General features: G+C 39.7%; 20 protein-coding genes. 5 read left to right on the forward strand and 15 right to left on the reverse strand.

The window, feature by feature from the left end; translation table 11 throughout:
* Positions 1-244 precede the first annotated feature (244 nt).
* Positions 245-481, forward strand: coding sequence for a hypothetical protein (locus M3P19_RS02060; RefSeq protein ID WP_249655956.1), 237 nt, complete (start codon positions 245-247; stop codon positions 479-481).
* A gap of 2 nt (positions 482-483) precedes the next feature.
* Complete coding sequence (locus M3P19_RS02065; RefSeq protein ID WP_249655957.1) at positions 484-630, forward strand: hypothetical protein; 147 nt, start codon at positions 484-486, stop codon at positions 628-630.
* Positions 631-693: 63 nt separating this feature from the next.
* Here the strand turns inward: M3P19_RS02065 and M3P19_RS02070 are convergent, their stop codons facing one another.
* The 10 genes from M3P19_RS02070 to M3P19_RS02115 form a co-directional block, all read right to left on the reverse strand.
* Positions 694-2271 (reverse strand): amidohydrolase family protein, encoded by a 1578-nt coding sequence (locus tag M3P19_RS02070; RefSeq protein WP_249655958.1) that lies wholly within the window; start codon positions 2269-2271, stop codon positions 694-696.
* A gap of 9 nt (positions 2272-2280) precedes the next feature.
* A complete protein-coding gene (locus M3P19_RS02075; protein ID WP_249655959.1) occupies positions 2281-4797 on the reverse strand; it encodes a M14 metallopeptidase family protein in 2517 nt (838 codons plus the stop codon).
* Between the two features lie 43 nt (positions 4798-4840).
* A complete protein-coding gene (locus M3P19_RS02080; protein ID WP_249655960.1) occupies positions 4841-6058 on the reverse strand; it encodes a sensor histidine kinase in 1218 nt (405 codons plus the stop codon).
* Positions 6059-6217: 159 nt separating this feature from the next.
* A complete protein-coding gene (secA, locus tag M3P19_RS02085) occupies positions 6218-9580 on the reverse strand; it encodes a preprotein translocase subunit SecA (protein WP_249655961.1) in 3363 nt (1120 codons plus the stop codon).
* Between the two features lie 134 nt (positions 9581-9714).
* Positions 9715-9939 carry a DUF2795 domain-containing protein gene (locus M3P19_RS02090; RefSeq protein ID WP_013551418.1) on the reverse strand — a complete coding sequence of 75 codons (225 nt, stop codon included), beginning with the start codon at positions 9937-9939 and terminating at the stop codon, positions 9715-9717.
* A 120-nt stretch (positions 9940-10059) separates the two neighbouring features.
* Positions 10060-10620, reverse strand: a complete 561-nt coding sequence (locus M3P19_RS02095) for a cob(I)yrinic acid a,c-diamide adenosyltransferase (RefSeq protein ID WP_249655962.1) — start codon at positions 10618-10620, stop codon at positions 10060-10062.
* A gap of 74 nt (positions 10621-10694) precedes the next feature.
* Positions 10695-10844 carry a hypothetical protein gene (locus M3P19_RS02100; RefSeq protein WP_249655963.1) on the reverse strand — a complete coding sequence of 50 codons (150 nt, stop codon included), beginning with the start codon at positions 10842-10844 and terminating at the stop codon, positions 10695-10697.
* A gap of 16 nt (positions 10845-10860) precedes the next feature.
* Positions 10861-11220, reverse strand: coding sequence for a hypothetical protein (locus tag M3P19_RS02105; protein WP_249655964.1), 360 nt, complete (start codon positions 11218-11220; stop codon positions 10861-10863).
* Between the two features lie 158 nt (positions 11221-11378).
* Positions 11379-13256, reverse strand: coding sequence for an ABC-F family ATP-binding cassette domain-containing protein (locus M3P19_RS02110; protein WP_249655965.1), 1878 nt, complete (start codon positions 13254-13256; stop codon positions 11379-11381).
* Positions 13257-13277: 21 nt separating this feature from the next.
* Positions 13278-14447, reverse strand: coding sequence for a lipoprotein N-acyltransferase Lnb domain-containing protein (locus M3P19_RS02115; protein WP_249655966.1), 1170 nt, complete (start codon positions 14445-14447; stop codon positions 13278-13280).
* Positions 14448-14547: 100 nt separating this feature from the next.
* Here M3P19_RS02115 and M3P19_RS02120 point away from each other — a divergent pair, with 100 nt between their 5' ends.
* Together M3P19_RS02120 and M3P19_RS02125 are read left to right on the forward strand one after the other, a co-directional pair.
* Positions 14548-15288, forward strand: a complete 741-nt coding sequence (locus tag M3P19_RS02120) for a CDP-alcohol phosphatidyltransferase family protein (protein ID WP_249655967.1) — start codon at positions 14548-14550, stop codon at positions 15286-15288.
* A gap of 1 nt (position 15289) precedes the next feature.
* Entirely contained in the window at positions 15290-15706 is a 417-nt protein-coding gene (locus tag M3P19_RS02125; protein ID WP_249655968.1) for a PH domain-containing protein, read from the forward strand.
* Positions 15707-15712: 6 nt separating this feature from the next.
* On the opposite strand, the gene lptB is transcribed toward M3P19_RS02125, so the two are convergent.
* From lptB to M3P19_RS02145, 4 genes are read right to left on the reverse strand one after another with little or no spacing between them, the layout of a single operon-like run.
* Positions 15713-16453, reverse strand: a complete 741-nt coding sequence (gene lptB / locus M3P19_RS02130) for an LPS export ABC transporter ATP-binding protein (protein ID WP_249655969.1) — start codon at positions 16451-16453, stop codon at positions 15713-15715.
* A gap of 57 nt (positions 16454-16510) precedes the next feature.
* Positions 16511-16861 (reverse strand): carboxymuconolactone decarboxylase family protein, encoded by a 351-nt coding sequence (locus M3P19_RS02135; protein ID WP_249655970.1) that lies wholly within the window; start codon positions 16859-16861, stop codon positions 16511-16513.
* Positions 16851-17687: a twin-arginine translocase subunit TatC gene (gene tatC / locus M3P19_RS02140; RefSeq protein WP_249655971.1), complete on the reverse strand. Its 837-nt coding sequence runs from the start codon at positions 17685-17687 to the stop codon at positions 16851-16853. The genes M3P19_RS02135 and tatC overlap by 11 nt, the downstream gene beginning before the upstream one ends.
* The gene (locus M3P19_RS02145) at positions 17687-18652 is read right to left on the reverse strand and encodes a KpsF/GutQ family sugar-phosphate isomerase (protein WP_249655972.1); all 966 of its coding nucleotides are present in this window, start codon (positions 18650-18652) and stop codon (positions 17687-17689) included. The genes tatC and M3P19_RS02145 overlap by 1 nt, the downstream gene beginning before the upstream one ends.
* Positions 18653-18830: 178 nt before the next feature.
* Here M3P19_RS02145 and recQ point away from each other — a divergent pair, with 178 nt between their 5' ends.
* Entirely contained in the window at positions 18831-21032 is a 2202-nt protein-coding gene (gene recQ / locus M3P19_RS02150) for a DNA helicase RecQ (protein WP_249655973.1), read from the forward strand.
* On the opposite strand, the gene M3P19_RS02155 is transcribed toward recQ, so the two are convergent.
* Positions 21029-21337: a CCC motif membrane protein gene (locus M3P19_RS02155; RefSeq protein ID WP_249655974.1), complete on the reverse strand. Its 309-nt coding sequence runs from the start codon at positions 21335-21337 to the stop codon at positions 21029-21031. The two genes, recQ and M3P19_RS02155, sit on opposite strands and share 4 nt — an antisense overlap.
* Positions 21338-21345: the final 8 nt, after the last annotated feature.

Raw genomic sequence — 21345 nt, forward strand, 5'->3', positions numbered from 1 at the left:
CATAGACGACCATATCAAAAAATCGGATGAACTGCACTTGTGTTAACGTTGACTATTACTGGGAATATCGATGAAATGCACTAGATATCGTTAGGGTGTTTTTGGGCCTGAAATCTTTCATCGAGGATAAAATACACTTCAGCCGAAAAAAGTACCGACACCGAAAAAAAATGGAGGTTAAGCGATGAAAATCTAGGCCGGGTTGACCCCAAGGTAACTTTACCATGTAAAAATAACCCAAGTCATGAAAACAGTTTTAACCATCATCGCAATCGTCTTTTTCGGAACTCTAGCTATGGCACAGAATGTTTCTAAAGAAGTAAAAGTGGAAACTACTACTGCAAGTGTAGCGTTGGATGTTGAAATCAAGAAAGCTACTAAAAAGGATACTAAAGTTGCTCGCTTGTATATGTTTAAAAACTCTAGGGTTAAAAAAGCACTTGCTTTCAGAACTAAAAGAAACAAGTCTAAATTGGCTTAATCATGTTATTGGAAATTGCAATACCATTTACATTATTCCTAAGCGTTGCCTTTGTAGTGGCATCCATTGTGTTTTCGTTCCGCAAAAGAGCACCAAAAACAGACATGGAGACGCTTAATCGGATTAAATCGCAACAGGGCGATAATTAAGCCTCTACTTTTTTACAATGTTTTATTTTCAACAAACAAACCCATTACCCCACAATATGTATACTATTCTGATCCCGGTTGCTTTATTTTGTAGTTTAGTTTTTGTTTCTGCTGCTGTACTGTTTTCTTTACGTCTTGCAAAAGAGCCTTTGCGTCGTAAATAATACCATCCTTTATGGTGTAGCTAACACCACCAACACGGACAACTTCATTATTTTCATTTAGTTTGATGGCACCTGTGCCATAAAGAACCTTGAGGTTTTTCAATGGATTTTCGGCCACAATGGCAAAATCTGCCAGTTTTCCTATCTCAACAGTTCCAATATCATCAGCCATTCCTAAGGCTTCTGCCCCGTTAAGTGTTGCAGAACGTATTATTTCCAATGGATGAAAACCAGCCTCACGTAGCAATTCCATTTCCCGGATATAGGCAAATCCATATAATTGATAGATGAACCCAGAATCAGACCCTGTGGTTACCCTACCACCTCGATTTTTATATTCATTGACAAAAGTCATCCAAAGGTTATAGTTTTCTCGCCAAGCCACTTCTTGTTCTGTGCCCCAATCATGCCAGTAAGATCCATGAGAAATTCTACTTGGCATGTAAAAAGACCATAAAGTGGGTAATGTGTATTCTTCATGCCATTCTGCCCTGCGAGCACGCTGTAAATCCCTACTTGCCTCATAAATATTGAAAGTGGGGTCCAAGGTAAAGTCCAAGGCAATCAGCTCGTCCATAACCTTATTCCAATGTTCTGAAAAGGGTTTGGCCGCTTGTTTCCAAAGTCTTCCTGCTTCTTCAAACCGATGTTGTTCGTTCTGGTAGTTATAATCCAAGGGATAATCTTGAACTGTACGGTCATTGAATAATGCTTCTGGAAGTCCGTACCAATGCTCCATGCTGGTAAGTCCTGCCCTGGCCGAATGCAATACATTCCAACGCGCCACATCCACTTGGGCATGATGACATGCTGAACGTAAGCCCAATTTTTTGTTTTCGTCTAAGGCGGCCGCCATTATTTCCGGTGGTGCACCAAAGAATTTTATGCCGTCTGCACCTAGTTTGGCATTAGCTCTAACCCATTCCCTAGCTTGTTCTGGCGTACTGATGGGTGCATCATTCAATGGATTGAAACCACTGGTGGTTTGACCAAATGCTGTATAGGCCTGTATTCTTGGGGCTATGATCTCATTTTTCTCACTTTTGCGTTTTAGGTCCAAGGTCCAATCGATACCTCTTCCTGCGGGTTCCCTTATTGTAGTAATTCCATGGCCCATCCAAAGTTTAAACACGTAATCAGAGTCTGCACCTTGTGCCACGCCTCCTATATGGCCATGCATATCCACAAAACCTGGCAGAAGGTACATCCCTTCACAATCAAGTTCTTTTCCGCCTGCTTTTAACTGTGGTCTATCACTATCCTTGATCTTAACACCAGGGTAGCCTACAACCTGAATGTTTACAATCCGATTGTTTTCTACAACGATATCCACGGGACCTCTTGGCGGCGCACCATTTCCGTTTATCAAGGTCACACCTCGAATAATCAATTGTTGAAAAGGGCCTTCACTTAGGTTATCCTGACCAAATGCATGGATACCACACAAAAGTATCAGTACTGAAAGTAGTTTTTTCATAATAGTTGGTTATTCAGGTATTTCAATTTTATCACCCAAGAACAGTGCGTTCAGGAATAGACGGTTTGTTCCGTACCATGAACCCCGAAAATTAGGGTTGTCCGCGAACAGAATAACACGCCCACCACCCAATTTGCTTACGATTAGGGAGGCGGATGGTTTTAAGAACTCTTCCGTGTTCTTTTTGGTGATGAAACCATCAACATGAGGGTCCTTTGCATATTTGGCCACGGTGGCATATTCATTTTTACTTGGCGCCAGCCAAACTGTATTGTTTTTATATACCGGAATAGTATTGTCGCGGTACCCGAAGGCTAGGGGATGGGTAATATCCAAATCTACCTTAAATATGGCACCTCCCACATAATCCTTTCCTAAATTCTCTGGTGCATCCACGTAAGGTTTTCTATTTACGGCCTTAGTTGAGTCCTTTTCTTTTCCTTCAGTCAATTTCTCTTTGACCAATTTTTTATCAATAGCCCATTTAGCTGCTGTTCCAAGCGTAATTAGCGTATTGCCCTTACTGGTCCAATCCTTGATTTTCTCCAGCTGTGTTTTTGAGAAATTATAATTGCCAGAAACCATGACCAGGGTATTGTACTTATCCAGGTTTGCCCGACCAAAATTTCGGATGGGAATTTTAGTAATGGGCATATGAACTCGAGTATCTAATAAATGCCAAACTTCCCCAGCATCATAAGAACGAACACCATCACCAATGATCATTGCCGCTTTGGGTTTGGTAACGGGTTCTACGTACCTGCTTCCCAGGTCAATACCTTGTGCATTGTAACCGGTATTTGCCGCATAGGTAGGTACCTGATATTTTTCTTGTGCTTTGCTCACAATCTTAAATACATCATCTGCATTTTTCTTCTGAAGACTTACCGGTATTACCAGGGCTCCATAATTAAAACGCTTATTGCCATCCGTGGTTTTTGCAGTGAATGGTTTAAAGGATGACGAAACGACCAATCCTTTGGATTGCAAATAGTTCAGCGCTGCTACCGCATTGTAGTCATCGTAATCAATGATATAGGCATAATTGGTCTTTACTACGGCCTTAGGTTTGACCAAATCTTCGGTTGATGTGATTTTTGTGCCAAGATTCAAGGTGGAAACTGGCTTGTATTTCATGTTGTAGAAGTTGGCTACAGACCACGCGGAAGCATCATAATAAACACTATCCCGATACTTTTCATAAGTCTCGAACATGGTTTGCACCATTCGGTATTGCGGTTGTCTGGTTGGGACTACAAATTCATCACCAGATTGGTAAACGTCAATTTTATGCAACAATAGCTTGTCGATAAATGCTTTTACCCTATTTGGATCGTGATTATCCTTAAACGAGTATCCCTTCAATCTGTTTTTGTCGGCATTACCCAAGGCGCTCTTGAAGAAATCCTGCTGGTATTTTCTAAGTTTTGCTTTATTTTCCACTGAAGCCTGGACTGTTGCCATACTAGAGGTGTACTGATTTCGTATCGTGAACGGGAACGTTATTTCACCAAATGCAGTGGTCTGTTTATGTCCCCTAGAACTTGCTTGCTCAAATAGAATTGCCAAACCACCTTGTAAATCTGGATAGGAAGAACCATAACCGGGATAGGTCCCATCAAACACTTCCTTGGTAAAATAAAAGGAACCGATACTGTCCAAAGCGGCTGCGTAATAATCCCCAAATAAGTTGTTGAGGTCGATATAGTTTTCTTTGGGCATTATGGGGTTCAATGAGGCATTATCTTTCATTGGCTCAAAAAAGTAGGAGCTTTGTGTTCCCATTTCATGAAAATCGGTAACAACGTTAGGGTACCATTGATGATACCATGTAAGTTTGCCTCGACTTTCTGGATTGATTCCCAGAAGCCAATCGCGGTTTAAATCGAACCAATAATGATTTGTTCGTCCTCTTGGCCAGTATTCATTGTGTTCTGCATCTTGTGGGTCGGCCACTAATGGATTCCCTTGGTACATATTGGCCCATTGGGTATGCCGGTCCCGTCCATCTGGATTTATGGTAGGGTCTATTAATATGACCCCGTTGTTAATGTACTTTGTTACCTCAGCACTGTTTGACGCCACTAAGGTATATGCGGTCAGCATTGCCGCTTCCGAACTAGAGGGTTCGTTGCCATGTACATTATATCCTAAGTTGACAAAAATTGGTACTTCATCATAATTGGATGCTGTTTGTGAAGGATCTACAAATTTCAAGTGCTGTGATTGAATCTGCTCAAGATTACCAAGGTTTGAAGGCGATGTCACTGTAAGCATTACCAATTTCCGGCCCTCATGCGTTCTTCCATACTCGTAGATACTTGCACGATCTGATGTTTCAGCGAGTTTTGTCAAATAAGCCACAATCAAATCATGTCTAGTGTGATGTTGCCCAATAGGATACCCTAGAAATTCTTCAGGAGATGGAATGTCGCTATTAAACGGATGATATTTTTTAAAGAAGTAGTCTTGTGCGGAAACGGTAGTACCTATAAAAAGCACTACTAAAAGTAGTTTTTTCAGCATTCTCAGGAAGATTAGATTAATCTTCTAAAGATAGGAAAAGGATTTAATCGATGCTGTTGAATTCTTCTATAATTTCTTCAAATTCCAAGCGGTAATAGGTTCCCTTTTTTTCAGGGTCACGATCAATGGTTCCCCGTAATTGACGTGCCAAATTATAGATCAATTTTAACCCAAGGGATTTGGAGGTTTCAGGACCAATGTTGTCTGCATAACCAACCCCATTATCTCCAAGGTGCATCTCATACCTTTTATCGGATAATTGCCTTAGGGAAATCAAAATTTCCCCTGCATCATCTTCCTTGATGCCATATTTAAGGGCGTTTGTAATGGTTTCGTTGATAATGAGCCCTAATGGGATAACCGTGTCAATGCTCAGTTTATGATCATCGATATGAAGACTGAGTTTTATTTTATTGGTGTTGCCTTTAACGGAACGAACCAAATAATTGCAAAGTTCCTCTACGTAAGGACGTAATTCAATTTTAGAAAGGTAATCATCGCGCTTGTATAGCATTTCGTGTACCATGGCCATGGAGACCACCCTGTTTTGACTGCTTTTGATGATACTGCTTATTTTTTCATCAGCAACGGACCTGGATTGTAAGCTTAACAAACTGGAGACCGTTTGAAGATTGTTTTTGACCCTATGGTGTACTTCTTTCAATAAGGTTTCTTTTTCTTCTATTCTAGCTTGAACTTCTTTTCTGGAATTGTACAGGTTGTGGTGCGCACGTAATAAATTACGGCCAAAAACGCCACCCAATAAGTATACCGCAAAAACAACACTTAAGAATGCAAACCATCTGCGTGAAGCTTCTGGAACCATATTTTCTGTAAGGTTGAAGTCACCCATGTCATAAATAAAAATGGCCGCCACGACGATCAGATTTACTATCAAATAAACCTGTCCGTAGATTTTTGTTGTGACATATCCAGCAAAGACTACAATGGCCAATACGAAAATAAATGGGCTTTGAATGCCACCGCTGTGAATGGTAATCAAGACTCCACCTATCATTGCCAAGAGGGAAGCTACATTATAGGTGAGGGTAAGGTTTTTATGCTTGCTGTATAGATAAGTGTTCAAAAAATTCAATACCGCATAACCAAAGAACACATAATTGATGATCCCTTTGATATCCAGTAAAAACATACAGATCAACCCAAACGCTATGGAAGTTAAGATGGAATTGTGGTTGACCTTAAGAATCAACTGGATTTTATCCTGTAAACGACGATTTTCCTCGTTGGGTATGTTCATAGACATGGTATGGTTATTCGCTTTTGCCACTTACAGGTTGTTTAGAATGACAAATATGCTTAACGGGGGTGTTTGGGATGTAAAGCTAATTATGTTTTTCCTATAATCAAAAACGACGGCCATAAATGACCGTCGCTTTTATTTTTTAAGGTATGGGGATTAGTTTTCTACAAGTACCCATTCACCCTTATCTATCAGAGGTTCAGCTTGTTTGTATTTAACTGTTTTGCTTTCTCCTGACATGACATTTTTTATGGTAACTCGTTCATTACGACCAATTTTGGGTTTTTCACGAGTAATAGTTTCTGTAACAGCGGGTCTACCACCTTGAGTCTGTCCTGCAGCTCTATTTTGTGCTGCTAGTTCATCGCTATTTGGAATCTCTTCCTTGGACATCCGCAATTTTTCTTTTGGACGTCTAACATTGCGTGCCTCCTGGATATTGTTGGCGTTTTCGGAAGGTAATTCTCCTTTGAACAAAAAGGATATTACTTCCTTATTCACCTTGTCAATCATGGATTTAAACAATTCAAATGCTTCAAACTTATAAATCAACAATGGATCTTTCTGTTCGTGAACTGCCAATTGTACTGATTGTTTCAATTCATCCATTTTACGCAAATGCGTTTTCCATGAATCATCAATTATGGCCAATGAAATGTTCTTCTCAAAATCCGTGATAAGTTGTTTCCCGTTACTGGAATAGGCTTCTTCCAAATTGGTGACCACATTAAGGGATTTGATACCATCTGTAAATGGAACAACAATGCGTTCAAACTTGTTGGTTTGATCCTCATAGACTTTTTTAATCACCTGGAAAGCTACCGTTGCACTTCGTTCCATTTTTTGTTGGTAGAAGTCATATGCTGCGGTATAAACCTGGTTTGCAATTTCCTGAAAGTTCATCTTTTTGAACTCTTCCTCGGAAATCGGGGAGGTAATTGAAAAATATTTGATCAATTCAAACTCAAAGTTTTTATAATCCTCTGCCAATTTGTTGGTCTCTGCAATAACCTCACAGGTATCATAGATCATATTGGCAATGTCCACTTTAAGACGTTCTCCTTGTAATGCGTGCCTTCTTCGTTTGTAAACTACTTCACGCTGGGCATTCATCACATCATCATATTCCAAAAGTCGTTTACGAATACCAAAGTTATTCTCTTCAACTTTTTTCTGGGCCCGTTCAATGGATTTGGTCATCATGGAGTGTTGTATCACCTCGCCGTCTTCCAACCCCATTCGGTCCATCATTTTGGCAACACGGTCCGAACCAAAAAGACGCATCAAGTTATCCTCCAAGGAAACATAGAATTGAGAACTACCCACGTCTCCTTGTCGCCCGGAACGACCTCTTAACTGCCTGTCAACCCTGCGGGAGTCATGCCTTTCGGTACCCACTATTGCAAGTCCACCTGCTTGTTTTACCGTGTCGGATAATTTAATATCCGTACCCCTACCGGCCATATTGGTGGCAATGGTAACAACTCCTCCGTTACCGGCTTCGGCGACAATATCCGCCTCTTTTTTGTGCAACTTGGCGTTAAGAACGTTATGTGGTACTTTGCGAACACTCAACAATTTTGAGAGCAATTCGGAAATTTCAACTGAAGTAGTACCAATAAGAACAGGCCTTCCCGCTTTGGATAGCTCTGTTACTTCTTCGATTATGGCATTGTATTTTTCCCGTTTTGTCTTGTAAATCAGGTCATGGCGGTCATCTCGTGCAATCGGTCGGTTGGTAGGAATTTCCATCACGTCCAACTTATAGATCTCCCAAAATTCACCAGCCTCTGTTACCGCTGTTCCCGTCATACCTGATAATTTGTTGTACATACGGAAATAGTTTTGAAGCGTAATGGTGGCAAACGTCTGGGTCATGGCCTCGATTTTTACGTTTTCCTTAGCTTCAATCGCTTGATGAAGTCCATCGGAATAACGTCTTCCGTCCATAATACGACCGGTTTGTTCATCCACGATCATAACCTTGTTGTCCATTACCACATACTCTACATCTTTTTCAAACAAGGTATAGGCCTTCAATAATTGACTCATGGTATGGATACGCTCACTTTTAACAGCGAAGTCCTTGAACAATTCTTCCTTGAGTTCAGCCTCTTTTTCAATTTCTAGTTCTTGCTCTTCAATTTTTGCAATTTCCCCACCAATGTCAGGCATAACAAAGAAATCCTTATCCTGATCGCCAGAAATATAATCGACCCCTTTATCGGTCAATTCAATTTGATTGTTCTTTTCATCAATGGTGAAGAGCAAATCGGCATCTACCTTAGGCATTTCCCGATTGTTATCCTGCATGTAGAAATTTTCTGTTTTCTGAAGCAGTTGTTTTACGCCTTCTTCACTTAAAAATTTGATAAGGGCTTTGTTTTTTGGAAGTCCTCTATGTACTCGAAGCAATAGGAAGCCTCCTTCTTTGGTATCCCCTTCTTTGATTAGTTTCTTTGCTTCTGCCAGAACACCGGTCAAATGCTGGCGTTGTTTCTGAACAATATCGCCTACTTTCGGTTTTAACTCATTGAACTCGTGTCTGTCTCCTTCGGGTACTGGACCGGAAATGATCAAAGGTGTCCTTGCGTCATCAATCAATACGGAATCCACCTCATCTACAATGGCATAATGGTGGGGTCGTTGTACTAAATCGCCAGGGGTATGGGCCATGTTATCCCGTAGGTAATCAAAACCAAATTCGTTATTGGTACCATAGGTGATGTCAGCGTTATAGGCAGCCCTTCTACCATCAGAATTGGGTTGATGTTTATCAATGCATTCTACGGACATGCCATGGAATTCAAAAATCGGTGCCATCCAAGTACTATCCCGTTTGGCCAAGTAATCATTTACTGTTACCAAGTGTGCACCTTTACCTGACAGGGCGTTCAAATAAAGTGGCAATGTGGCCACTAAGGTCTTACCCTCTCCAGTCTGCATTTCTGCAATTTTACCTTGATGCAAGGAAATTCCGCCGATGAGCTGCACATCGTAATGGATCATATCCCAGGTTACTTCCTTTCCGGCAGCGTCCCAAGAATTTTTCCACACGGCACTATCTCCTTCCAGTGTAACATAGTCTTTAGTGCCAGATAAGGATCTGTCAAATTCTGATGCAGTTACAGCGATTGTTTCGTTGAGGGCAAACCGTTTTGCGGTTTCCTTAACTACGGCAAAAGCTTCTGGTAATATATCGTTTAGGGTCTTTTCCGATATTTTGTAGGCCTCCTCATTGAGCTTATCAATTTCTGTGTAGATCTCCTCATTTCTATCAATATCGGTTGAGGTGGATACCTCTTCCTCAAGGACTTTTATTTTGTCGTTGATTTCTTTGCAGTCTTCTGCTATTTGGGCTTTGAACGCTACTGTTTTCTGTCTAAGTTCATCATGCGATAATCCTTCCAGCTGCTGTTCAAAGGACTTGATTTCTTTTACTAAAGGCTGTAATGCTTTTACATCTTTCTCGGATTTGTCCCCAACAAAAACCTTTAGTACGGAATTAATAAAGCTCATGAATAAATTTTCTTTTGGATTGCAAAAGTTGTTCCATTGTCCAGAACGGCATGGTAACCCCTTGCAAGGCTGTCAAAATTACATAAAAAAAAGCCTCAAATGAGACTTTTTTAATTCGGTTTTATATCTGAAGATCAATACTCATCTTCGTTCCAGAGGTAATCTTCCTCTGTAGGGTAATCTGGCCAGATTTCCTCGATGGATTCGTATATTTCGCCTCCTTCTTCTTCCATGGATTGTAAATTTTCCACAACTTCCAACGGAGCTCCAGTACGGATGGCGTAATCTATTAATTCGTCTTTGGTGGCTGGCCAAGGCGCATCACTTAAATATGAAGCTAATTCTAATGTCCAGTACATAGTAACGGTTTGTTTTTAATTTTTTGCAAAAATAATTTTTAAACCCAATTTGTCAAGTAAAATTGGAATTATTTAAAAAAATATTTCAGCGTGTTAATCTGAAACGCAGAAAATTACGATTTATTCTTCCAGTTTTTCAGGAATCCATTTGACCTCTTCTGCTTGCAATTCCTTTGACAATTTTCGTGCCAATACAAAGAGGTAGTCGGAAAGGCGATTAATGTATGACAAAAGGTTTTCTGGTACGGGGTCATTTTCATGTAGATAGGAGACCATACGTTCTGCTCTACGACAAATGGTTCTTGCAATATGACAGTATGACACAGTTGTGTGTCCGCCAGGTAGGATAAAATGCGTCATTTCTGGTAATTGTTCATTCATTTTATCCATTTCCTGTTCAAGGAATTCAATATCTGCTTCGGAAATACGTGGTATTTTAAGACGATTATCTTTTGTTGGCTCGGTGGCCAAAATAGCTCCAACAGTAAACAGCTTGTGTTGAATCAACGCAATATCTTCCTTGGTTTGTTGGTCAATTTCCTGATCTCGGATAAGTCCAAGGAAAGAATTCAATTCATCCACCGTACCATAACTTTCAATACGAATATGATGTTTAGGAACACGTTTGCCCGTAAATAGTGCAGTTGTGCCTTTGTCCCCTGTTTTGGTGTAGATTTTCATTTTTGATTTAATTACTTATCTGAAAAGATAGAAGAATAATTAGATGAGATGGTTTAACAAAATAGTGCTCAAACCTATTTTTCATGGCGCTTCTTCCCATCCATAAATTGTCTAGATCGTCTTCGTTTGTTTCCTCTTTTATTCCTAAAAAGGATTACCAGATAGATAAAAAACAAAAAACCAAGGACATACCAAATGGTGTAATCGGTTGTACTATTTTCCATACTTAAAATTACTTTTTTATATCCGGATAGTGAAATGTTCCTTCTCCTGTTCTTTACGGATGAAGATAATACCCAAATGATAGAGGTCCATACTTACCGTTATATCTTTTGCGCAAATCAATTGGGTCCATTGTTGATAACACATTTGATCTTTGTAAATGCCTGGAATAATAAGTATACTGTCATTATGCAAAAGACCTTTTTTAATCATGTCATCGAAATCATTTACTGTCAATTGTGATTTGTAAATGATATCAAAAGGATTATTATTCATTTCAATCCCATCGAAACTTTTACGCAACAAATGTTGTACTTCAGGTTCATCGCTGAGATGGATGTGCTGTGCATTAAAGTACGATACGGATTTTAGAAGCACATTTATACTGGGATTAGTATGTTGTTTTTTTGTTCCATACAAGCATTTGGTTACAAACTGAAAAACAAATGGGGAGTGTACACCATGTTGATTAGTGGATTTGAGTAGAAATTTCAAGTATGAAAGAACTCTGAACATATACAGCACTTACCCGTATGTTAACCTTCCAGGATGGCAGAGAGCTCAAACCATCGTTCAGTTTTTGTTTCTATGGAATCGGTAATCGTGTTCAATTCGATGGAAAGTCGCTCTATTTCCTCACCAGTTATATCGGGGTCCATGAATTTGTTTTGCAATTCGGACTTCTTTTCTTCCAATTTTTGGATTTCCTTTTCCAGTGTTTTATGTTCCTTCTGTTCCTGGTAGGTAAGTTTTCTTGTATCGTCTTTTTCCTTCCAAGAAGATTTTTCCGATTTGTCTGTATTCTCCTTTTTTGCCTCTCGAGCGGCCAATACCCGGCTATTTTCATAAGCTCTATAATCAGAGTAGTTCCCAGGAAAATCCTCAATTCTGCCATTCCCTTTGAAAACGAATAAATGGTCCACAATTTTATCCATGAAATACCGGTCATGGGAAACCACGATCAAGCAACCTGGAAAGTCAAGTAGGAAGCTTTCGAGAACATTCAGCGTTACAATATCCAGATCATTTGTAGGTTCGTCAAGAATCAAAAAATTTGGGTTTTGAATGAGTACGGTGCACAGATACAAGCGTTTTCGTTCACCACCACTTAGCTTTTCTACAAAATCGTATTGCTTTTTACGATCAAAAAGAAATCGTTCCAAAAGTTGTTGAGCAGATATTTGCTTTCCTTTTTTCAAAGGGATGTAATCCCCAAATTCCCGGATGACTTCTATAACTTTTTGACCCTCTTTTATTGGAATTCCCTTTTGTGTGTAGTACCCAAACTTCAGCGTATCGCCGATTACAATTTTACCTCCGTCTGGGTTTTCCCTTTCGGTCAAAAGATTTAAAAAGGTAGATTTTCCGGTACCGTTCTGGCCGATGATGCCAACGCGTTCCCCTTTGGTGAAATTGTAATCGAACTTATCCAAAATAATGCGCTCATCAAAAGCTTTGGAAACATTGTGCATTTCCAATATTTTACTACCCAATCGCTCCATGTTCAATTCCAGCTGCACCTGATGGTCTTGTCTTCGTTGGTGCGCCTTTTTCTTGATTTCCATGAAATCATCTATACGGGATTTGGATTTAGTAGTACGTGCCTTAGGTTGTCTGCGCATCCAATCCAGTTCTTTTTTAAATAGGATTTTGGTTTTATGTTGCTCTACCGCTTCACGTTCTTCCCGTGCTTCTTTCTCTCGCAGATAATAGGAGTAATTTCCTTTATAATTGTATAGTTGATTATTATCCAACTCAATGATTTCATTACACACGCGCTCAAGAAAATAGCGGTCGTGCGTTACCATGAACAAGGTGATGTTTTCCTTGGTGAAATAGGCTTCCAACCATTCTATCATTTCTAGATCCAGATGATTGGTAGGCTCGTCTAAAATCAATAGATCTGGTTTGTTCAATAAAGCATTGGCAAGTGCCAACCTTTTTTTCTGGCCCCCAGAGAGTGTACTCACCTTTGCATCTAATTGATCTAAATGCAATTTGAATAGAATTTGCTTGTATTGCGTTTCAAAATCCCAAGCATTATGACGATCCATGGCATCAAATGCTTTTTGATATTTTTCTTCTTCCTCCGGATGTTTGACTGCTTGTTCGTAGTTGGCAATTACCTTAAGGATTTCGTTGTCCGTAGTGAAAATGGTTTCCTCAATGGTTAAGTTTGGGCTAAGATTGGGTTCTTGTTCTAAAAATGAAACCTTGATTCCTTTTCTGGATACCACTTGTCCGGTTTCGGAGGTATCCTTTCCGGACATGATATTCAATATAGAGGTTTTTCCACTACCGTTTTTTGCAATCAGGGCAATTTTCTGATCCTTGTTGATGCCAAAGGAGATGTCGGAAAACAAAACAAGTTCCCCGTAAGATTTGGAAATGTTCTCAACGGTAAGCAGATTCATCAATAGATTTTTGTAGCAAGATTATGCCTTAGTAAACTTCAATAGGTATACGTAGCGAATGGCCAAAGTCAAAAGTAAAGGAATCAGTACAGGAGAAAAAATCTGAACGCCGATTAACCAAATCAATAACATTATCCCCATACAAACCAATGCGGCTATTAGATATTTTTCAAACCATTTTGGAACTTGCTGAGGGAAAACAAAGACGTAAACTACGGCCAGATTCGTGGGCAAGGCCCATAAAATATTGAAATTCCAAGGAGTGGAGGTATGGTCCGTGGCAACCCAAAGTATGAACAGAAAAAGGCCAATCAATCCAGTGATGGAGAAAAGTGCTAGGTCCAACCAACGACTACGGGCACTATGCTTAATGTCCAAATAAGTAACTACTGCGGTGAACAAAAGAAGAACTATGAACCAAAATAATGGGGATAATGGAAAAAAGGAAGTTTGTTTGATTTCATTGTAATCCAAAATGGTGCGTTCACGCGCCAACAAAGGTTTCCCATCTTTAGTTGTGTTTCTTATCTGCCGCATGGCATAATAGGGTAGAAACATGTGTTCTTCTACAGTAGCTTTTCGGTCCACCACAGAGCCAAAGGCCACATCAATTCCAAAACTGGCCCAGGAGTTCAATTTCAGATTTTGACGTACCAATTGCCTGAAGGTATAGCGTTGGTCAAGATAACTGCCATCAAATACAATTTCATCACCAAATTGGTCCTTTAGAATAGTACCTGTAATGCTGGAACAGTTATTAAGCAGCGGGTCATATAGGTAATCACGGTTTTCAGGAAGAAAATTGGTTTCAAAAAAGTTCAGTAGTTGGTTTTTTTCATCCAAAGTAAGGTCAAGGATTTGTTCTTTAACCCATCTCTTTTCCAATTCGTATTCAAACAAAAACCGCTCAAAACTCCTTCGGGACAAGGAATAGATCAATCTACCTTTTACAAAATTCAAATAGAAATTGGGTCTGTTGAAATCAAAGGTTCCATAATTGTAGACTACATCAATACCCAAAACAGAGTCCTGAACCCGAAACGCACTGTGCCCAAAAGCGTAATACAGTTCGTCTCCAGCAGCGCAGGTCAAAAGGCTAATTTGAGATTTTTCTGAAAGTTTAGGTATTTGAGCATGGAGCTGTTTTCCAACTAAAATCAAACAAACAAGAAGAATGAATTTTTGCTTCATAATGATACGATCACGGCAAATATCAGAATAAATAAGACAAGGTAATCACATTAAACCAGCGAGACTGATTTTTAGCTTATTTTTACGAAAACCGAAACCTATGAGGTCTTACATTCCCAATTTTTTAACCCTATTGAACCTGTTTAGCGGTTGTATTGCTGTTGTTTTTGCTGTTATGAACCAACTTGATATGGCGGCATTATTTGTTGTATTGGGGATTGTTTTCGATTTTTTTGATGGTTTTGCCGCAAGGGTTCTGAAAGTTCAAAGTGAATTAGGTGTTCAGTTGGATTCATTGGCGGATATGGTGACCAGTGGCTTGGTGCCAGGTATTGTGTTGTTCCAATTGTTGGCAATGAGTCAAGGTTCCGCTTGGGTGGGAGGTACAGGAGTTGCTGAAAGTTCACAGTGGTGTGGGTGGAAATTCCCGCCTATAGCATTGTTGGGTTTTATTGTCACGCTTTCTTCTGCGTGCAGATTGGCTAAATTCAATATTGATGAGAACCAAGTCACATCCTTTATAGGTCTTCCTACGCCAGCAAATGCGCTAATGGTTTTGTCCTTGCCATTGATTTTGATTTTCCATCAAAATGATTTTTTAAATGGAATTATCCTTAACCAATGGTTTTTGATAGGATTTACCTTGGTAAGTGCATACCTGCTCAATGCCAAAATTCATTTGTTTGCCCTTAAGTTCAAAAGCTGGTCATTTAATGACAATGCAATACGATATCTTTTTTTGATTGGTAGTCTTGTGTTGTTGATTACGCTTCGTTTTATGGCAATACCAGTAATAATAGTACTTTATATATTCTTGTCTTTGCTGATGAAAAAAGAATAGCATGACCAAACGGATAATTTACAAATCAAAAGTAGGGGCAGGGTTATTGCTATTCGTGCTAATCGTATTCGCTCTTGGGACATATTGGTTACTGTTGGATTGGAATTGGGTTGGCGGAACGATTCATTTTGGTACGCTAATTCTGATCCTTTATCTGTTTTATTCCATTTCCTATGAATTCAAAGAGAAGGATCTACTGATAAATTATGGCGTATTTTATCAGAAAAAAATCAAGATAACTTCAATCCAAAGTATTAAAGAAACGCGAAACCCAATTAGTTCGCCTGCAGCTTCTTTAGATCGATTGGAATTAGGTTACAAGGATGGTATAATTCTGGTTTCGCCTAAAGACAAAGCCGGATTTATAGCACATATCAAAACCGAAGTACCTGATGTCAAGGTAGAAATGAGATCCTGATCAGATTTAGAAATCCAATTTCTTTTTCCGAAGTTCGAAGTTTTGCCCCAGGTAAACTTTCCGTACCATTTCGTCAACTGCAAGCTCCTCGGGAACACCTGCCTTAAGAATACCACCCTCAAACATTAGATAGGATCGTTCAGTAATTGCCAGTGTCTCTTGAACGTTGTGGTCAGTTATTAGGATGCCTATGTTTTTGTTTTTCAGTTGGGCTACGATACGTTGAATATCCTCAACCGCAACAGGGTCAACACCGGCAAAAGGTTCATCCAACAGAATGAATTTTGGGTCAGTTGCCAAGGCCCTAGCGATTTCCGTACGTCTTCGTTCCCCACCAGAAAGTAGGTCGCCTCGGTTTTTGCGAATATGTCCCAAACCGAATTCATCAATTAAGGATTCCATTTTCATATGTTGCTCCTTTTTTGACAATTTAGTCAGTTGGAGTACACTTAAAATGTTCTTCTCTATACTTAACTTTCGAAAAACAGAGGCCTCCTGAGCTAAGTAACCGATTCCGTGTTGGGCTCTTTTGTACATTGGAAAAGTCGTGATTTCCATGTCGTCAAGAAAAATCTTGCCACCATTGGGTTTTATCAACCCTACAATCATGTAAAAGGAAGTGGTTTTACCTGCTCCATTGGGTCCTAAAAGCCCAACTATCTCACCTTGGTTAACTTCAAGGGAAATTCCTTTTACAACTTTTCGGCCTCTATAGGCCTTCATGATATTATCGGCACGTAGCTTCATAAGAATTCGCCAAATCTAATCATATTCTTGTTTGGGGTCACTTACTTTGGGTTTTTTTTAAGCCTCATTGTCTTCTAATGCTTCCCAGTATTCATAGGCTCTTCTGAGATGGGGAATAACAATGGTGCCTCCAATCAACGTAGCAATTCCAAGTGTTTCCATTACTTCGGCCTTATTTGCTCCGGAATCTTTGGAGCTTTCCAAATGGTACTTTACACAATCATCACAGCGCATCACGGCTGAAGCCACAAGACCCAACAATTCCTTGGTTTTCACATCTAGTGCGCCTTCCATAAAGGCATTGGTGTCCAGGTTGAAAATACGTTTGATCAATTTGTTGTTCTCAGCCAATAACTTATCATTCATTTTGGCTCTGTAGGCGTTGAATTCTTCGACTTTATTTGGCATTTCGCTTTTCTTTTTTGGCCTCTCTCTTTACTACTATATTCGAAATATGAATACTTGCTTGATATAGCATTAGAACTGGGATTGCAACAATAATCTGACTAGTAACATCAGGTGGAGTTATAACAGCACATAATATCAACACTACCACCAATGCTATTTTTCGGTATTTTTTTAGGATTTCAGGTGTTACTAATCCAACTTTGGTTAAAAAGAATACGACGATTGGTAATTCAAACATTATTCCGCAAGCTATAACTGAAGAACGTATTGTTGCAATAAAGGAACTGATATCAATCTCGTTCAACACTTCACTACTCACCTGATATGTGCCCAAGAAGTTTATGGACAATGGAGCAACTACATAATAACCAAAGAGGACCCCTAAAAAGAATAACGACGATGCAACTAATATAAAACCTCTTGAGTATTTCTTTTCATTGGTGTGTAACCCGGGACTAATAAAGCGCCAAAGCTCCCAAAGTACATATGGGAAAGAAACTATGAATCCTGCCCATATTGAAGTCCAAATATGTGCAGAAAACTGTCCGGCCATAGTTCTATTCTGAATGGTAAAGGGTAAAGAATCCCCACAGAATTCAGATTCTACACCAAAAAATGTAGCTATTTTACAGAAGAATTGATAGGTTGGAAAGTCCATTTTTTTAGGACCAAAGAGAACAGTGTCAAAAATAAAATCCTTCATTATAAACGCACCACACGCTACAATCACTATGGCGACAACTGAACGTATTAAATGCCAGCGTAATTCTTCTAAATGGTCCAAAAAGGACATCTCATTGGGGTTGTTGATTGCCTGTTTTGCCATTACAGAATACCTTCGTTAATAAGGTTATGAATGTGAACTACACCAGAATATGTGCCATTATCAAAAGCCAGCAATTGAGAGATACCATTGTCCTGAAGCATTTTCAAGGCTTTTACAGCCAAGGTGTCCACTTCAATCGATTTTGGGTTCTTGGTCATGATATCTTTGGCGGTGAGTTCTCCAATATTATCGTATTTGCTCAGCATTCTCCGTATGTCACCATCAGTAACAACACCAACTACATCTTCACCATCCATAACAGCGGTAACGCCCAACATTTTTTCAGATATTTCTACAATTACTTCCTTAACGCCAGAATCAACACTGACCTGGGGTTTTTGGTTGTTGAGCACAATATCGGCAACCCTGAGATAGAGTTTTTTACCCAAAGCCCCACCAGGGTGGAATTTTGCGAAATCAGCACTACTGAAGCCTCTTAATTCCAATAAGCAAATAGCAAGGGCATCGCCTAGTGCCAATTGCGCGGAAGTACTGGTGGTAGGTGCCAAATTATTTGGGCATGCTTCCTTTTCTACATGGGCATTTAATACAAAATCCGCTTGTTTGGCCAATACGGAATCCATATTCCCGGTAATCCCTATAAGTTTATTTTTTCCCTTCTTAATTAGAGGTAACAGCGCTTTTATTTCCGCAGTGTTGCCACTTTTGGAAAGGCAAACTACCACATCATTGTTCTGAATAGTACCAAGGTCCCCATGGATTGCGTCTGCCGCGTGCATAAAAATTGCAGGTGTTCCTGTGGAATTTAATGTAGCTACGATTTTGGAAGCGATGATTGCACTTTTACCAACACCAGTAACAACGACCCTGCCCTCGCTTTTAAGGATATATTGAACCGCTGCTGCAAATTGTTCATCCAATTGCTCAACCAATTTTAAAATGGCCTTACTTTCTGTTTCCAAGGTTCTTTTGGCGGTGGATAGGATAGATTGGGTTTCGTCCAAGGTAATTAACTGATTATCTAATTGTATTCCTAAAAGAATGTCTTATATTTAAGTTTACAAAACTAAACAAACTATCGCTTACTGACCATTTAGGGAAGATAGATTACTTCCGCTTTTTAAAATAAGATTATGAACTTCCTTGATATGAGGTCGTTTCATCCGAATAGAATGCAAAGAAATGGGGCCTGCCAATACTGATTTATACTCCTCGCTAAAAAAATACTTTGGTTTTTCACAATTTAAGGGTCTTCAAGAAAAAGTAATCCAAAATATTCTTGATGACAATGACACCTTTGTGATCATGCCAACTGGTGGTGGTAAATCCTTATGTTACCAACTTCCGGCCATAATGAAAGAGGGAACTTCCATTGTGGTATCGCCTTTGATTGCTTTAATGAAGAATCAAGTCGATGCAATTCGAGGGGTTTCAGAAAATCATGGCATTGCCCATGTTCTGAATTCTTCTTTGACCAAAACTGAAGTAAAGCAGGTGAAGGAAGATATTTCCAAGGGTGTTACCAAACTGCTTTATGTGGCTCCTGAATCCCTCACAAAGGAGGAAAATATAGAATTCCTACGTGGTGTTACCTTGTCTTTTGTTGCGGTTGATGAAGCGCATTGTATTTCTGAATGGGGCCATGACTTTAGACCAGAGTACCGTAACTTAAAGAATATTATCAATAGATTGGGAGAAAACATACCAATCATAGGCTTAACGGCCACTGCTACACCAAAGGTTCAAGAAGATATTATCAAAAACCTTGGGATGACGGATGCCAAAGTATTCAAGGCTTCCTTTAACCGCCCTAATCTGTTTTATGAGGTAAGACCCAAGACGCAAAACGTGGATGCGGATATCATTCGTTTTATAAAACAAAACCAAGGAAAATCCGGAATAGTCTATTGTTTAAGCCGGAAGCGAGTTGAAGAACTCGCCCAAGTCCTGCAAGTCAATGGTGTTAGTGCAGTTCCCTACCATGCTGGATTCGATGCTAAAACACGGTCAAAATACCAGGATATGTTCTTAATGGAGGAGGTTGATGTAGTGGTTGCTACCATAGCTTTTGGTATGGGAATAGATAAACCGGATGTCCGTTTTGTAATCCATCACGATATCCCAAAAAGTATTGAAAGTTATTATCAAGAAACAGGTAGGGCAGGCCGAGACGGTGGCGAAGGGCATTGTTTGGCATTCTACGCCTATAAGGATGTGGAAAAGCTTGAAAAATTCATGTCTGGTAAACCTGTTGCGGAGCAGGAAATTGGAAATGCACTATTACAAGAGATTGTGGCTTATGCCGAAACTTCCATGTCTAGACGTAAATTCATCCTGCATTATTTTGGGGAAGAATTTGATGAGGTGAACGGTGATGGTGCCGATATGGATGATAATACCCGGAATCCAAAGCCAAAAGAAGAAGCGCAAGATGATGTAGTGAAATTACTGAGCGTTGTCAGGGATACCAAGGAAAAATTCAAGACCAAAGAAATTGTAAAAGTGCTGGAGGGTAAGGTAAATGCGATGATTTCGTCGCACAAGACTGATGAGAGACCGTTTTTCGGTATTGGGAAAGACAGAAATGAAGCTCATTGGATGGCTTTGGTACGTCAAGTAATCGTTGCGGGATTATTGAAAAAGGAAATTGAACGCTACGGTATATTACAAGTTACCGACCGAGGCAATTCTTTTTTAGACAAACCGTGTTCTTTTATGATGACAAAGGATCACGAGTATAGTGAAGCTAAGAATGATGCCATAGTAATAGCAGCTAAATCTGCGGGAGGCGCTGCTGATGAGGCATTATTAAAGCTACTGAAAGACCTTCGAAAGAAAGAAGCGGCTAAATTGGAAGTACCTCCATTTGTGGTATTTCAGGATCCTTCTTTGGAAGATATGGCCTTGAAATATCCCATTCAAATGCAAGAGTTGGTGAACATACATGGTGTGGGTGAAGGAAAGGCCAAAAAGTACGGTAAACCCTTTGTGGATTTAATCTCCCGTTATGTGGAGGAGAACGACGTGGTTCGTCCAGATGATTTGGTGGTAAAGAGTACAGGCGCCAATTCCGGACTGAAACTCTACATTATCCAGAATGTGGACAGAAAACTTCCGTTGGATGATATCGCCTCAGCCAAAGGTTTGGAATTGCCATCCTTGATCAAGGAAATGGAACAAATTGTCTTTAGTGGAACCAAATTGAACATTGGTTACTGGATTGACGAAATTTTGGATGAAGACCAACAAGAAGAAATCCACGATTATTTTCTAGACGCGGAAACAGATTCCATATCCGAAGCAATCGAAGAATTTGATGGGGATTATGAGGATGAAGAGTTACGGCTCTACCGCCTCAAATTTATTAGTGAAGTGGCTAATTAGTAGCTCTCCCAGCCGCCAGAACTTATTGCGGCAATAATCAATCCAAAATAAGCAATACAAAGTATCAAATAAACAAGGGAAATGGCTAAACCAATATAAGCTAGAATTTTCCCAGTTTTAATGTTACTGTAGTCCGTGTAAGCTTCAGGATTTTGCAAATACAATTGATTGGCAGACTTGGCTTTGACCAACGCTATTATGCTGAAAATTGAACCAAATGGGCCACAACAAAATATGGTGCCAACAATGGAGATTATCCCCATTGTTAGCACTGTACTTGCACCAGGTAACGGTTGTTGACTCATATCTAAAT

The organism is Flagellimonas spongiicola, assembly GCF_023502425.1.
GTDB lineage: Bacteria > Bacteroidota > Bacteroidia > Flavobacteriales > Flavobacteriaceae > Flagellimonas > Flagellimonas spongiicola.